Consider the following 13804-nt stretch of genomic DNA (forward strand, 5'->3'; position numbering starts at 1 on the left):
TTTGTTGCGGATGCCGGACTCGAACCGGCGACCTCTACCAAGTCAAAGTAGCGAGCTGACCACTGCTCTAATCCGCGATGGTACCTTTTCACAAAGATACCTAATTATGAAGACAATTTTGAATAACAATTCTACACATACGAAACAATACGCCAAATGTTTGTTATTAACTCACAAGCATATTATTTTATTTAGTCTGCTGTGTTTTCAGACCTAACAAATACTTTGTTTTCTCAACATCAATGAAGTTTGTCCATCCTGCATCATGTAGCATTATAGCTGCCTCTGTTATCGTGATATCACCACATGACACCTTTTCTTTCAAAGACTGCAATATATTTTTCATAACCATCTTAAATTTGAGTAATATATGCCATTCAGTATTTTATAATCACCAAATAATCTAACTTCGCCCTGGTACATCATAGCAAACCTTGAATAACCGCAAATCTGCTTTATAGCCCAGTCTGCCTGCGTTGTTCCATATCCTAAGCGCTGTATTTCTGGATAAATTTTCATTCTGAAGACAATTTCGCTGTCTGTCATATCACCAACAGGACATACGTTTAAAGTCCCATTGTGAGCGAAATAAACGCTATTCTCAACAAATGGATGACAGTTGGCCCGACATATAGATCCATGAGTAGCAAGTCTGAAATGTATAATGCAGTCTTCATCAGCTCCAACCTCTGAAAGGTGACACAAGAATGTACGATAATCCAAACCCTTATGAAAATGATCTGTTGAAACAAACCCATAGCCATTATGGTTTAATTTCATGATTTTAGCAAGAGTGTCCAAATTGGGCATTTGTACACCCTTCGGCTTGTATATAATACAACACATATTGAATTTGTTTTAATCGTGTGAGGTTCATGCAAGAACCTCAGCACGTGATTTGAAGAATGATTTTTCTTTTGCAGTCAAGAAAGGTATTTCATCAATCGAAGTAACCTCTAAACTCAGTACGTTCTTTTTAGACCATGCAACTAACTTCGCACAAAAATTAACCCAGTTGGATATTTTCTCAAAGTCTGTTGAACCTTGATGCTGTCTGAACTCTATTGTTTGATGACGTACATAAGAACAGGCATTCACTTTATAGTATCTGTTACCGTTCATAATGCTTAAGACATCATGTTTTGTAGTACACTGTGTAAAGTCCTTACCTTGCAAAGTTCTGCACCACTGACTGTTGTTGGCACGTCTTGAATTTGCCATAAACGTATCAATAACTCTCTCTAACTTCTGATAGTTCTTAAAGACATTTATATAAGCCTCATCAGACAAATTCTGTGCACCGATATGGACATGCAAACCTGTCGACCTGTTAACTTGTGCACCGGCTTCATTCAAAGCCTTACAGCAAGTTTCTAGGCTTTTTATACCAGCCTTGCCTGTAAGCACTGGCGATACACATTCAATCGGATTTTCACCTCTAATTGATGAATCAGAAACAAACTTATAGTAATGACTATTATCTGTGTGGTTGTAGCCCTCATACTGAAATGGCATTGCATTTCTTGTTGCACATTCACGCATAATACTTGCAGCTACAAGACATTCTATCTCAACACCAAACGTAAACTTATATCTTTCTCTTACAGGTTTAGGCAGTTCTGAAAGAAGAAGCTCAATCTCATACTTTCTCAATCCCAGTTTGATGAAAGCAGCTTTCTTTGTTGCCTTAGAACCTTTCATGTTCTTAATCTCGTCTACTTGTTCATTCAATGTCTTCATAATCGTGCGTGTTTAATTATTGTTGTTAAAATGTTACAAATTACTTTCTACGTATTCTTTAATAGCATCAATGTCGCATTCTACTTCTACCTCATTATCATTCTTATCATAAGATCTTACCTTATCAATAGTCACCGAAGCATCAGTAGTAATCCATATCTCATGGCAAAACCCAGTATTTTCGAAATATCCTTTTACTTTATAGCGACCATTAACTTCTATCAGATTTTTATCATCTTCTGCATCGACAAAGAATGTCCCTTCATTATAGTCAATACTCTTTAAGATTTCATCTGCAAGCATTCTCTCTATTGTCTTCATAATCGTATGTGTTTAAATTGTTATTACTTATTGTTTGATAGCGCAAAGGTAAATAGTTTTATTTACATATACAAGAAATTTGTAAATATATTTATTGCCTTAATATTATTTAAGCAATAATACTATTTACACACATCTTATTATATGTATCTTTGTAAACAGAAAATAATGCCTATGAACAGAATAAAAGATGTACTGAAAGAAAAGAACATATCTATAAATGAATTTGCAGATATGGTGGGGGTATCTCGCCAGGCGATCAGCAGACAGTTGTCAGGGAAATTATTAGTGGAGACCCTGGAAAAATTCGCCTCTGTGTTGAATGTACCTGTTTGGGAGTTGTTGGCGTCTAGAGAAGAAATCACCAGTGCCAACACAACATGCGAATCTGACGTTAACGGTTATGTGAAAGTGAAAGGAACTCTATATGAGGTACACTCATTCGAGGATTTGGAAAAGTTATTGGAATTGGATGTTTAATTTAAAGAGAAAGTTTATGGAAGAACATAATGTAAAAAATGAATCTTTAGAAATACTTCAACAACAAAAAAGATTTATACAAAGTAGACTTGATAAACTAAAAAGGCTCAATAGTTTAATGTGGTTTATGTCTATATTTTTAACAATAGGAGTACCAATTGCTATTTACTTCTTAGAAAATAGACAAACATATTATATATTCATATTATATGCATTAATGCCTTTCGCTATCTTACCAGGCTATTATCAGAGAATCAAACAATATGAAAATAGACTACAAGAGATTGAGCTTAGTATTGATATTGAGAAGTTTAAAATTGGAACAGAAATTAGTTATGCAGAGAAGACTTTAAGACTTCACAATAATCAGTTGAAGAAATATTACGATCTGAATCTTAGACAAAATTCTTGGATTTTTATCTTAGGTATTTGTTGCATATTATTGGGGTTTGGCGTAATAATAGCTACATTTTATTTTATCACAGAATATACTAAAGATGATACAAGTAAAATAATAACCGGAGTATTAGGTGGAATTAGTGCAATAATGATTAATTATATTGCTGCTCTATATCTAAAAATAAATGCAACTGTTTCAGATAATCTAAAAGAATTTCATTCAAGATTAGTTGATACTCACAAAATATTGATGGGTAATGTTATTGCTGCAAAAATAGAAAATCGTGAGCTTAAAGACTCAACATATTCCAGTATATCAAAAGAAATATGCGATAAACAAACCAATGAAACAGATTAAAAATGATATAAACAATACTTTTTTAAATAGGAGGAATTATGAGAAAAATAATTTTAATTCAAGGACGTAAAAATGCAGGAAAATCAAATTATATTAATGAAAAATTCAATGAATTAAAGACTAATCATACTATTATAGACATCATCAATAAAAATGATTGGAACACTGTTATTTATATTTTGGAAAACAACTCAAATGAAATTATTATTCTTAATTCAGGATCAGATAGCCATGAAATCATTAATGGATTTGGAGAAATTATTAATAAATATCCAGCACACATTATTTATACAGCAATAAGATCTAAAAGTAAAAACCCAAGGTTATATCAGTGGATGATTGATGCACTCAATATAACTACAGAGGATAACGTTGAAGTTATTGATTTAGAACAGCCAGAAGCATAATGCTCCGGCTGCTGCACAATAAAGATAATAAATGAAACGTCCTAATTGGAAATTATATTATAAAATGAATCGTATAGGATTATGGTTTATACTTCTATGCTTTGTGGGAGTATTTATTTTATTCTTGTTCCTATATGATAGCACCTACCCTGTATTTAAGTATAGTTTATTGTATATTAGTATAATTGCATATTCTATTTTAATTGCATCTACGTTAGGATTAATCATAATAATAAAGAGTTGGAAAAACAAATCTTTGAGTACTCTTTCAAATCACAGAAAAATTCTATATAGTTTATCGTTTTTATTATTGTCATTTCTCATTTTATCATCTATAGAATATCTAATCTACATTAATGATAAAGATAAATTCAACATAGAAAATAACTATGTCACAACTTCGACAAGAGATAAGATGCTTAATATAACAAAGGAAATAAAATGTTACAAGAAATATGTTGAAAAATATAATCGTATATATGAAGAATTAAAAAACAAAGAATATTTAGGCTATACAAATACTGATGATTTGTATTTTACTGTTATAAATGGCGATACCATAGACATTAAAGTAAACGAAAAGAAGCCTTTTCCTGGCACAGGAACTAATGGTGTTTACATTAAAGGGATAAATAATGCTGAGGATATTGGAATATTGCTAAAAAACGAATCATACAATATATCACATCCAACGAGTAAGGTTATATTGAAATCAATACAAAAGAACGATAGTATTAATGGAAATGACTTTCGTTTATTAGTTCATCAAAAAATAGAAAAATATCAGAATGTAATAAATGAATATAATACAATATTGGAAAATGAATTAACTATTTCATTTGGAGATTTTATCATATATAACATATTCAATTCAAATATCACAGGGAATAAGACTCATATATTTATCCGTTTAATATTTTTACTACAAGCAATTATTATCACATTTTTTTCCGGGTACATATATCAGACACTATATAAAATGCTTGATGGAGAAGAAAAATACATAAAAATACAGAATATGAAAGATAAAGAAAATAGTAAAAAGAATAAAACCTTTACACGGGATTTTTGGTGGTATTTATCCATCTTCATTACTTTTATTTTCATTATATGTTGTTTCCCTGCATTATTTACACAGCCAGGAAGGCTGGACTTTAGTAATACTGGAGAAATTGGTGATACCATAGGAGGTATAATGGGGCCATTTGTAGCGATAGCTGCAGCAATACTTACTTTTCTTGCGTTCTGGGTACAGTTTAAAGCTAATGAGCAACAAAGGAAAGATATTGCAAAAGAACGATTTGAAAGTAAATTCTACGAATTATTACATTTACATAAAGAGAATCTTCTAGAATTAGAAAGTGATGGAAAAAAAGGAAGGCAAGTTATGATACAGTTTTGTAATTATGTTTCTATTCTTTATTCATTAATTGATGGTTTTTTCTTTAGATATTATGCTTCAGATATAAAAGTATTGGACAACTACAAAAACATAGTGGAAAAATATAAAGATGAAAGATATTTATTTATAGACATTTCATATAATATTTTTTTTTATGGAGAAGAAGTAACCAATAGATTAAAGGATGAAGAATTAAATTTGTATAAGAAAGTCTTTGAGTTGATCCATGAAGTTTGCTCATTTAAGAAAGAAATGAGTGAGCAAGAAATCTTCTTGTTATGTAATGATATTAATGATGCACCTAATATATATTTTTCACGTAATAGAGAACATGATGGGCTTCCTGATAATGGAAAATTATGTTATCCGTCTGATTTATTAAAAGGGCATAATCTGACATTAGGATTGTATTTTCGACAATTATATCATATAGTAAAAATGGTTGCGACATCACAACTCATAATAGACGAAAAAGAAAAATACGAATATGTAAAAATACTGCGGACACAACTTTCAGACTATGAACAAGTATTATTGTATTACAACAGCTTGACTAATGTAGGAAAGAAATGGAATAAACCAAATCAAACGCAATCATCTTCAAATAAAGAATATTCTTGGATTGAAAGCATGGCACTCATACCTAGATTTAGACTTATTAAAAATGTGCCTCCTTCATATAAATTCATTGGTATTACTCCTGAAGAAGTTTACAAGGATGAAATTGAACTTTATAATAAACATAATATTAAGTTTTTTGAATTGAAATAAAAAACATGAAAGAACATCTAACTAATACATTAATAGAGTCACATTATTAATTTGGGATTACAATCATTCCATTTGGTGCTATATCCGGATTAATACAATATTTATATCTTCCCTTATGAAATCTTGTTCAGAAAGAAGATTTTATATAATGTATTGAAGAATCAGTTTAAGTATTTTCCTCCATTTGATAAAAATATGAAAAAACAAAATGAAATAATCCCATTTAAAAATATAAGGCAAGCTTTTTATGTATATTGTGATATGATTAAAAGCCACGGGAAAGGAGCCCCAATAACACCTAATGCAAATTTTTATATTGGATGTATAATTTTATCTTCTATTGCTTGTGAAGTAGGGTTAAAAGCCATACTTGCTTATGAAAAAAAGCCTTCATATGGACATGACTTGCATATATTATTTGGTAAATTAAGTCCTCAAATGCAAGAAGCCATAATACAATGCACTTCTTACAAAACAGAGAATTTCCATAAAGCATTATTAGAAAGCAAAAATAATTTTATCAAATGGAGATATTATTATGAGATGTTAAATTTACACGTAGACTATAAGTTTATAATAGAGTTCTTTTGTGCAATTAAAACATATTTAGATGAAATAAAGCCGGAAGCATAACGCTCCGCTTTAAATAAATATAGTTATTCTATTTCTACAATAGGTCTGGTTACTACCATGGTTGACTGACTCCTCATAAAGCATTTCTTATTTTTGGGGACATCTTTTTATTTAATGGTACACTTTTCAGTCAGCCGATGATATGTTTTCCAATTGGTATTTACGCCTACGACCTACCAGATACACTATTTCCAACCTGACGGCAAAGGAAAGCAGGAAATGGATAACAGTACGGTGTTCTAGCCAATGAACTTTATCCGCTGGAGAAAGAAACATTCCGGATCTACTACACATCGGCATCGACCGACCAGCAGACGATTGACATCTATATCATCGACAGCTTCGGGCTGATGCTGCATGCTTCATTCTCGTTCAATAATGATAAAGAAAAATCCTAATAACAATATTCAAGATATGCCCCCTCGTTTTCAATAAAAAAGTACATATCTTGTTTATAGTCACAATTTATTCTGTAACTTTGCAAGAAAACAAAGTGTTATTGTATTAATCAATTGGTTATTGTATTATGATGAATGTTTATATTTGGATATTATTTGTAATAATATGCTTACTCATACTGGTGCCTTTTATTATAGCCATTATAAATCTTTCTGATAATTCGAAAGAAGGAAATACTAGTTATTTATTTACTCTTTCAATTTTATTATCAGGTTTTATTCCTATCGTTGGAATAAATATTATAGATGGAGATTCTCTGATATATAGTTGGCATATTATACTTGGTGTACTATTTTTAATACATGTCCTAATATCATTATATAATATTAGAAAAAATATTCACTATATATTAAGTTCCTTTTTGAGCAGTTTATTAGCTATTTTATTTTTCTTTTATAGAAATGAAGTTACGGTAAGTAAAGTTGATTTATTTCCAAAATTAAACGTAGATATACCAACGGTTCTATTTACTTTTTGGATTCCATTAGCTGCTATTTTTATTATTACAGCCTTGCTTTTACGACGTAAAGAAGTTCATTATATAAATGTGCCAACCAATGAAAAAACAGCAAACAGAACTACTGTTACATCTTCAATGGAAAATGCATTAATGCGTCGTTCCATAGAGGAACTTTCTCAAAATATGGCTCAGCAACATAATGATGTAGTACTAAGTATTCAAAGTTTATCAAAAGATTTTGCTAGATTAAAATTTCATAATGTGTTCAACAGCAATGGTAAAGTTTCTGTAACAGATAAAATAATAGTGGAAATGATAGGAAAACTTGAAACTAACATAGCAATGTTATCTGCAAAATTTGAAACTATAGATATAAAGCCAATGACTGTTACCAATCAAATATTAGTAAGAGAGTTAACACATTTTATTGCAACACCTTTAGCTACTATAGAAACAACATGTGACCTTATACAAGGTCTTCTAACACCAAAAAACAACAATAGAGATAAAATTAATCAATACATTATTAGAATAAAGTCTTCTGTAAATATATGTAAAGGAATTTTGCAAACTTATCGTGAAATATTTCTTTGTTCGATATCGTCTGATAATTCTTTGTTAAGGGATTTAATTAAAGAATCATTTGAAGTATATCGGGGAGGTAAAAATGTATCTATCCATATTGATGTTCAAGATAAATATGATGGAGTAAGTAATTATTACATACTATCCACCATTTTGCCAATTTTAGCTAATGCAGTAAGAGCTTCCAAAGAAAACAATGTAATAGAAGTTATTGAATCGGAAGGTATTATTAAAATAAGTAATACATATTCAGAGAATATTGAAATCTCTAATTTAGAGAAAGAAGGATTTTCTACTAAAGAAAATCATAGAGGGATGGGATTATTTACAGTAAGGCATCTTTTAGCATCAAGAAAGGCAGGAAAACTAGTTTTTTATAAAAAAGATAATAAAATATTTTTTGAAATTCCTATAATTACAAAAGAATCATGACTCAAAATAGAAATTTTCAAATTATAGTAGTAGATGACGATGAAGATGCTGCAAAAACTTTTGCAGAACTAATTGAAACTAAATTAAAAATACCAGTGATTTCAGAGTCAAATCCTAGCACTGTATTGCAAATTATCCGTCAAGAATCAATAAAAATTGTAGTTCTTGATCAACGAATGCCTGCAATGAATGGGACAGAACTTTATAAAGAAATTAAGAAAATCAATCCGTATATTGTTGCGCTAATGCTTACTGGAGAGGCCGATAGAAAAGAAGTTAGATATGCAATGTCAACTTTAGGATATTTTGATTGTGTAGAAAAGAATGACATCCAAATACTTCCCAATAAAGTCATTTCTGCTTTGGCTGCGTATGAGGTTGGATTAGCTAAAAATCAAAATACACCAATACCTTTATACCGTTGGAATATTTACAAAAATCGTTTATTTTCAAAAATCTATGAAATAATTTCTGTAGAAAAACTTTGTGAGAATTATATTTTCGACCAAAAATGGAAACTGAAATTTGAACTATCTGCATCTGAAGAAGAAGTAGAGGACTCTTATGAATATGAAGATGAACTTATCATACAAGATAGCTTTGAAATAAAAACAAATAATCTTCATTCTTTTACTTCTAAAGTTTTACCAACATTGAAAACTGAAATAAATTCGATTTTATCTAATCAGCAAACTGTTACAAATAAAAGACGTTCAAAAAAAACAGAAAGAAACAAAAGAATATATAAACTTCAAGACGGTGTAGAAGAAGGGAAAAGTGCTGTAAAAAAAATTTTTGAATATACTCCTATATATATCCAATTCCGAATACTTCTTCGTAAAACTTGTAGAATTTGTAATCATATTGAAATTGTCCCAATGGAAGTTTATAAACGAGTTCCTTATGTTGCTACTAGAGTAAGAATATATTACTCAGATGGTAGCAAACGAGAAATTAATACTGAAAAAATAGCTATATAATATTGCATTAAAATAATCGGTGATAAAAACACCGATTATTTTAATTAGGAAAACTTACACTTTTGTAGTTTGTGTTTATTAACTTTGTAGAGAAAAACGCCCCACGTGGAAACATCTTCAAAAACATTGCGGTATATCTAGCTGATAGGCTCACCGAAAACTAATGTCATTGTCTGAAAGTCCGGTTCGTCTGCCAACAGTCGCAAATGGTATAGCGTGCCGAACTCGGCCGTCTTGCGTCCCCATGCCCAATCTTCCGTGTACAAATCATCGCCCCACTGCTTCGCCTCATCGAAACGCACTTTCACATTTACAGAATAATTGTTTTCCTCGATGTCCTCGATAACGCCCGTTACCATCATTCTCGTAGAAATACACTCGTAACGTCTGCCTATTAGGTTCTTGTTTACTTCTGTCGTTTTCATACCCTTAATTTTATCTGTTATTACCCTGTTCTTTCTTCTCTATCCACTTATCCCGCTTGTGGCGGCACTCAGCCAGTGTTTTAGTCACTGTGGAAAAAGATCCCTGTCCGTGTGGCAATAGTCGTACAGGTAAAATATCCGTCCCTTAAATGCGACCGGACGGTATTTTACAAACTTTTCCTCTCCCGGTACTTGGGTGATGCTCACCCCGTTTCTGTTCAATGATTGCATGATGTTCTGTTTTTTATTCGTTATATACTCAATAGGGAAAGCAACAGTAGGAAAAAAGAGTCACGCACAACGCATAAAACGCAGACAGGCAAACCCGGAGCAGAAAACATACGGCACGAAGTACAGGGTATGCCGTTACCACCGTGATTGCTCTGGCAGTGCAGGCGAGCCGCCACACAAGGCAGAACAATAACATCCGCAGGATGATTTTATAAATGCTTTTCCGTTTCATCGTTTCTCTGTTTATTCGGGCAGGACTTTTAACCCCGCCCGAATGGTCGTTTAAGCCGTTCGGAATACAAACCCGTCATCAAACCAATAGTCACACATGAACATATCACGGGCAAACGGTTTGCAGTCGAAATAGGTTTTTGCGAACTCCGGCAGGTCGTAACATTCTTCCACGATTTGATAGGCGAAATCTTCTTCGTCATCATATTGTCCCTGATATTCGTCTTGAAAATCCCGTACAAAGTCGTCCGCATCCTCCTTGTCATTGAGAAACTCCCGGTAGAATTCGTAAAAATCTTACTTGTCCGAATAGTCCGACATGTCAAGCCACCTCCGAACAATGAACCGTTGTTGTATTTGCCATAAGCGCCTACCTAAACTCTTGCTTCCGATAATGTTTCCGTTTCCATTTCCTATAAATTTTAAGTTTTACGCGGATTCAAGAGTTGAGGAAGATGTTTTTCCAACCTTATAAGCCCCCGTTTATCCGACATTTTTTAATATGTCTTTCTGTCGCTTAGGTCGTTTTCGTTTCGAGTGCTTCAAAAAAAGCAGGAAGTGGATACTCCTGTCTCTTTACTTTATCACTCCTGTTATCTTCAACCGTTCTAAGACCTGATTGTAAATAAATTCTATATCTTGCCGGAAATCCTTATACTGCTGGTAAATAAATGAAACATCAGCGATATTATTTGATATAACACAGGGTGAAACATCTGGGAATACATGGGCTATCTCGGCTCGGATACCATTCGGCAACCGTCCACCAGCCAACACACTAGGAGCGAACAGGAACAGAATTATAAAAAGAAACTTCTTACGCTGAGTAACGCTATCTGGGTTTGGCGGACAATCCATTCCTGAAAGGATTTCTTTAAACCATTGATAAAGCTCCTGGATGAGCGACAGATCGGTCAATATCGGTAATGATAATTCCTGTTCACGTTCTGATAATCTTGATTTCTGCTCACGAATAGCCTTCAACTCCATGATTGATGAAAATTCTTTTGTCATGATATGGTTATTTAAAAAATAAATATTATTTTTGTGACATAATCGTGCGTGGAGTTGGTCTTCTATCATGGGGCTGGCTCCTTTTTTTATCTAAATAATCATCATTAATTTTTGGTATAATTTTTGCGAATACAAAATCAAAAATTAAGATTTATGAGAAATAATAATCAAAAAAATAATTTCAATGATCTTGAATTTTGGGGATCTGCTAGAGATATAATAGACAAAAAAAATCAACGTCGTTTTATAGAAGGACAAATAAGAGATGCAAAACTATCAAAAAGACTTATTATTCTTAATACAATTATTGCATTTTTAGCGTTGGTTGTATCAATTATCTCTCTATTCAAATAAATAAAATATATCCAAGAAAATAATACTCTAATTAATATTTTTTGTTTCCGTGTTTATATGGACGCAATTCATTATACTTCATCTTCTGTTCTATATACCAAAATATAGCAATGTTCCTGCTGCGACAGAATGCGAATATCTCATTCAAAAGGATACAAATATCTTTGCCGTATGATCTGTCCGTGGCATATACACAGATTCTATACATTGATTCCGTAAGACTCATTTCGGAGAAATCTTCTGTATCGCTTCCTTCATAGTCGAAACTATCTAAATCATATTCTCTCAATCCTGCAAAATCCAGTAGCCGGATGCAGGCATCGGCAAGTTCTTCCTCGACAGTTCCTTTGATAAACCGAGTAAAACTGTACATAAAATTTGCACTGTCATGCGGTTCTTCATCTTCATAATGTTTTATGAAAGATTCTCTATCGGCATGTCTTCCTTTCCGGTCTGCTTCCACCGCTTCCATCAGTTCGGATATGACCAGGCAAAGGAAATGTTCATTACTCAGGTTTTCTTCGTGCCATCCGTGGACAACTGCGTTACGGTAGGCTTTATCTCTTAATACGTTCAGGTTCATAATTGGTTGGTTTTAATTGGTTGAAAATAAAATACCCGATAACTGCCACAAAGCAGTTACCGGGTATTCACAAAGCACTGACAAGGGCTGTCAGTAAGATTACCATTCTAATGATGTAATCCCCCCAAAAATTTAGATTCGGCAGGGTTATATGGACAATCACAGCTTACAACTTCCCAACTTTGAGAAGGAGAAAATATAAATTTAGCAGGCACAAGATTAGTAATCTCATACATAACCATGTAAGTTCCTAGAACTTTTTCCCTTAAAATCCAAGTTTGCATGTATTTAAAAGCATCTACATATTTATCTATCTTAAAATAAATTTTATTAAGGACATCCTGTACAGAATCATCTTCTGTAAAACTAACTATAATAGTTTGTTTTTTTTCACCTAGCAATACATCTATTGAGGTTCTATATTCAATAGGTTGTTCCCAATTATTTTTCCTTCCGTTGATTGATAATATAGATTCAATATTAATGATTCGATCTAACATCAATTTCAAATCCCCTTTATCTTTATTACTCCTTTGACTTTCAGCTATCAGTTCTGAAATATCCACATTATGATTTAACGCCCTAAAAAAAGGATTATTAATCTTTGGATCATTAATTGCTTCATTAATATGCTTTAAAAGTTCTTCCTTTAGTTTATTAACACCGAACATATTATCAGTATAAGGAATCAATCTATCTCCTTGTATATCAAATGGAAGCTTTTCATTCTTTTCAATAATGCATACAACAGGTTTACCAACTGCATGTCTAATCGCCAATTCGTACATAACATTAGGATTTAGCCCTGTCATATTCGCTATAACCAATTCACAATTAGTAATATAATTAAAAATTGTATCTGTAATAGAGCCAGGATTACTTAGTTCTTTTGGAGATATTACATCAAATTTTAACTCCTCTAAGACAGGCCTTATAACAGCTTCAATTACACCATCAGCCTTCATTCTTGTTTCAGTTCCATTATCTCCTATAGGAGTAATAATAAAACATTGTCCTTTCTTGTTTTCCATTGTAATAATAGTTGATATAATAAACCATAAATTAACTCTATCTTACGATTGTTACTAAAATACGTAATTATTGCATAAATACAAAAATATTTTAGAAAATCATAGAGTTAGTATGAAAAATTCAACTAAAGCACTATTAATGAGCTATAAATCTCGCCCACGGCTGTTTGATGGATATAGCTTTCATTTAAATATTACCAATTAGACTCTGAAGAGTTAGCTCTTTCTCTACCAATACGCTCCTTTTCCTCCATCATATCAAAGTATGATTCCTTCGCATGTTCTATAAGCTTGTCAGATTCCTCAAAAGGATTAATCACTTCCTTTTTACCTGACTCAGGTTTCCAATGGAGATATTTCACAAAAGCACAGATGCCTAACACTATAAAAGGAAGCCAAATTATTGTACATGCTATAAATACTTCGTTCATGACAAAATATTAATTATGATTTAGACAATAACAGCACCCACAATCGTTACGAGTTTTATAGGCTCAGCTTCTAAGAT

At 32.1% G+C, this 13804-nt stretch carries 16 protein-coding genes, 1 tRNA gene and 4 pseudogenes; 9 read left to right on the plus strand and 12 right to left on the minus strand.

Translation table 11 applies throughout. The features are described 5' to 3' along the window. Positions 1–4 precede the first annotated feature (4 nt). The 5 genes from WKT13_RS03045 to WKT13_RS03065 all read right to left on the minus strand — a co-directional run bounded on the left by WKT13_RS03045 (position 5) and on the right by WKT13_RS03065 (position 2061). Positions 5–77, minus strand: a tRNA-Val gene (locus WKT13_RS03045). Positions 78–187: 110 nt separating this feature from the next. Continuing rightward, on the minus strand, positions 188–346 hold the full coding sequence (locus tag WKT13_RS03050; RefSeq protein WP_340322782.1) for a hypothetical protein: 159 nt from the start codon (positions 344–346) through the stop codon (positions 188–190). Beyond that, positions 343–780 carry a class II glutamine amidotransferase gene (locus tag WKT13_RS03055; RefSeq protein ID WP_340322783.1) on the minus strand — a complete coding sequence of 146 codons (438 nt, stop codon included), beginning with the start codon at positions 778–780 and terminating at the stop codon, positions 343–345. The genes WKT13_RS03050 and WKT13_RS03055 overlap by 4 nt, the downstream gene beginning before the upstream one ends. Before the next feature lie 93 nt (positions 781–873). Further along, positions 874–1740: an amidoligase family protein gene (locus WKT13_RS03060; protein ID WP_340322784.1), complete on the minus strand. Its 867-nt coding sequence runs from the start codon at positions 1738–1740 to the stop codon at positions 874–876. A gap of 33 nt (positions 1741–1773) precedes the next feature. Continuing rightward, positions 1774–2061: a hypothetical protein gene (locus WKT13_RS03065; protein WP_340322785.1), complete on the minus strand. Its 288-nt coding sequence runs from the start codon at positions 2059–2061 to the stop codon at positions 1774–1776. Between the two features lie 174 nt (positions 2062–2235). Here WKT13_RS03065 and WKT13_RS03070 point away from each other — a divergent pair, with 174 nt between their 5' ends. From WKT13_RS03070 to WKT13_RS03105, 8 genes and pseudogenes are all read left to right on the plus strand, one after another. Further along, on the plus strand, positions 2236–2541 hold the full coding sequence (locus WKT13_RS03070; protein WP_340322786.1) for a helix-turn-helix domain-containing protein: 306 nt from the start codon (positions 2236–2238) through the stop codon (positions 2539–2541). Positions 2542–2557: 16 nt separating this feature from the next. Next, positions 2558–3298, plus strand: a complete 741-nt coding sequence (locus tag WKT13_RS03075; protein WP_340322787.1) for a TRADD-N-associated membrane domain-containing protein — start codon at positions 2558–2560, stop codon at positions 3296–3298. 38 nt (positions 3299–3336) lie between these two features. Further along, complete coding sequence (locus WKT13_RS03080; protein WP_340322788.1) at positions 3337–3705, plus strand: hypothetical protein; 369 nt, start codon at positions 3337–3339, stop codon at positions 3703–3705. Between the two features lie 31 nt (positions 3706–3736). Beyond that, positions 3737–5878 carry a putative phage abortive infection protein gene (locus WKT13_RS03085; protein WP_340322789.1) on the plus strand — a complete coding sequence of 714 codons (2142 nt, stop codon included), beginning with the start codon at positions 3737–3739 and terminating at the stop codon, positions 5876–5878. Positions 5879–6073: 195 nt separating this feature from the next. After that, positions 6074–6511 carry a hypothetical protein gene (locus WKT13_RS03090; RefSeq protein WP_340322790.1) on the plus strand — a complete coding sequence of 146 codons (438 nt, stop codon included), beginning with the start codon at positions 6074–6076 and terminating at the stop codon, positions 6509–6511. A 159-nt stretch (positions 6512–6670) separates the two neighbouring features. Then, positions 6671–6909: pseudogene (locus WKT13_RS03095) on the plus strand (TraQ conjugal transfer family protein); the annotation flags it as partial. A 128-nt stretch (positions 6910–7037) separates the two neighbouring features. Then, positions 7038–8447, plus strand: coding sequence for a GHKL domain-containing protein (locus tag WKT13_RS03100; protein ID WP_340322791.1), 1410 nt, complete (start codon positions 7038–7040; stop codon positions 8445–8447). Continuing rightward, complete coding sequence (locus WKT13_RS03105; protein ID WP_340322792.1) at positions 8444–9427, plus strand: response regulator; 984 nt, start codon at positions 8444–8446, stop codon at positions 9425–9427. The genes WKT13_RS03100 and WKT13_RS03105 overlap by 4 nt, the downstream gene beginning before the upstream one ends. Positions 9428–9567: 140 nt before the next feature. On the opposite strand, the pseudogene WKT13_RS03110 reads toward WKT13_RS03105, so the two are convergent. The 4 genes and pseudogenes from WKT13_RS03110 to WKT13_RS03125 form a co-directional block, all read right to left on the minus strand. Beyond that, positions 9568–9852: pseudogene (locus tag WKT13_RS03110) on the minus strand (DUF7258 domain-containing protein); the annotation flags it as partial. A gap of 10 nt (positions 9853–9862) precedes the next feature. Then, positions 9863–10083, minus strand: a pseudogene (locus tag WKT13_RS03115) (DUF3873 family protein). Between the two features lie 282 nt (positions 10084–10365). Then, positions 10366–10724: pseudogene (locus WKT13_RS03120) on the minus strand (antirestriction protein ArdA). Between the two features lie 166 nt (positions 10725–10890). Continuing rightward, entirely contained in the window at positions 10891–11328 is a 438-nt protein-coding gene (locus tag WKT13_RS03125; protein ID WP_340323104.1) for a hypothetical protein, read from the minus strand. Positions 11329–11481: 153 nt separating this feature from the next. Here WKT13_RS03125 and WKT13_RS03130 point away from each other — a divergent pair, with 153 nt between their 5' ends. Further along, positions 11482–11682, plus strand: a complete 201-nt coding sequence (locus tag WKT13_RS03130; RefSeq protein ID WP_340322793.1) for a hypothetical protein — start codon at positions 11482–11484, stop codon at positions 11680–11682. 31 nt (positions 11683–11713) lie between these two features. Here the strand turns inward: WKT13_RS03130 and WKT13_RS03135 are convergent, their stop codons facing one another. From WKT13_RS03135 to WKT13_RS03145, 3 genes are all read right to left on the minus strand, one after another. After that, positions 11714–12265, minus strand: a complete 552-nt coding sequence (locus WKT13_RS03135; protein ID WP_445323556.1) for a hypothetical protein — start codon at positions 12263–12265, stop codon at positions 11714–11716. A 107-nt stretch (positions 12266–12372) separates the two neighbouring features. Next, positions 12373–13296, minus strand: a complete 924-nt coding sequence (locus tag WKT13_RS03140) for a hypothetical protein (protein ID WP_340322795.1) — start codon at positions 13294–13296, stop codon at positions 12373–12375. A gap of 194 nt (positions 13297–13490) precedes the next feature. Next, positions 13491–13727 carry a hypothetical protein gene (locus WKT13_RS03145; protein ID WP_340322796.1) on the minus strand — a complete coding sequence of 79 codons (237 nt, stop codon included), beginning with the start codon at positions 13725–13727 and terminating at the stop codon, positions 13491–13493. Between the last annotated feature and the right edge of the window lie 77 nt (positions 13728–13804).

This window comes from Prevotella sp. HCN-7019 (genome assembly GCF_037890215.1).
Taxonomy (GTDB): domain Bacteria; phylum Bacteroidota; class Bacteroidia; order Bacteroidales; family Bacteroidaceae; genus Prevotella.

Bases quoted from the DNA above. Each gene is read 5' to 3' on its own strand.
- WKT13_RS03050 (WP_340322782.1), bottom strand. From the start codon at position 346: ATGAAAAATATATTGCAGTCTTTGAAAGAAAAGGTGTCATGTGGTGAT.
- WKT13_RS03055 (WP_340322783.1), bottom strand. From the start codon at position 780: ATGAAATTAAACCATAATGGCTATGGGTTTGTTTCAACAGATCATTTT.
- WKT13_RS03060 (WP_340322784.1), bottom strand. From the start codon at position 1,740: ATGAAGACATTGAATGAACAAGTAGACGAGATTAAGAACATGAAAGGT.
- WKT13_RS03065 (WP_340322785.1), bottom strand. From the start codon at position 2,061: ATGAAGACAATAGAGAGAATGCTTGCAGATGAAATCTTAAAGAGTATT.
- WKT13_RS03070 (WP_340322786.1), top strand. From the start codon at position 2,236: ATGAACAGAATAAAAGATGTACTGAAAGAAAAGAACATATCTATAAAT.
- WKT13_RS03075 (WP_340322787.1), top strand. From the start codon at position 2,558: ATGGAAGAACATAATGTAAAAAATGAATCTTTAGAAATACTTCAACAA.
- WKT13_RS03080 (WP_340322788.1), top strand. From the start codon at position 3,337: ATGAGAAAAATAATTTTAATTCAAGGACGTAAAAATGCAGGAAAATCA.
- WKT13_RS03085 (WP_340322789.1), top strand. From the start codon at position 3,737: ATGAAACGTCCTAATTGGAAATTATATTATAAAATGAATCGTATAGGA.
- WKT13_RS03090 (WP_340322790.1), top strand. From the start codon at position 6,074: ATGAAAAAACAAAATGAAATAATCCCATTTAAAAATATAAGGCAAGCT.
- WKT13_RS03100 (WP_340322791.1), top strand. From the start codon at position 7,038: ATGATGAATGTTTATATTTGGATATTATTTGTAATAATATGCTTACTC.
- WKT13_RS03105 (WP_340322792.1), top strand. From the start codon at position 8,444: ATGACTCAAAATAGAAATTTTCAAATTATAGTAGTAGATGACGATGAA.
- WKT13_RS03125 (WP_340323104.1), bottom strand. From the start codon at position 11,328: ATGACAAAAGAATTTTCATCAATCATGGAGTTGAAGGCTATTCGTGAG.
- WKT13_RS03130 (WP_340322793.1), top strand. From the start codon at position 11,482: ATGAGAAATAATAATCAAAAAAATAATTTCAATGATCTTGAATTTTGG.
- WKT13_RS03135 (WP_445323556.1), bottom strand. From the start codon at position 12,265: ATGAACCTGAACGTATTAAGAGATAAAGCCTACCGTAACGCAGTTGTC.
- WKT13_RS03140 (WP_340322795.1), bottom strand. From the start codon at position 13,296: ATGGAAAACAAGAAAGGACAATGTTTTATTATTACTCCTATAGGAGAT.
- WKT13_RS03145 (WP_340322796.1), bottom strand. From the start codon at position 13,727: ATGAACGAAGTATTTATAGCATGTACAATAATTTGGCTTCCTTTTATA.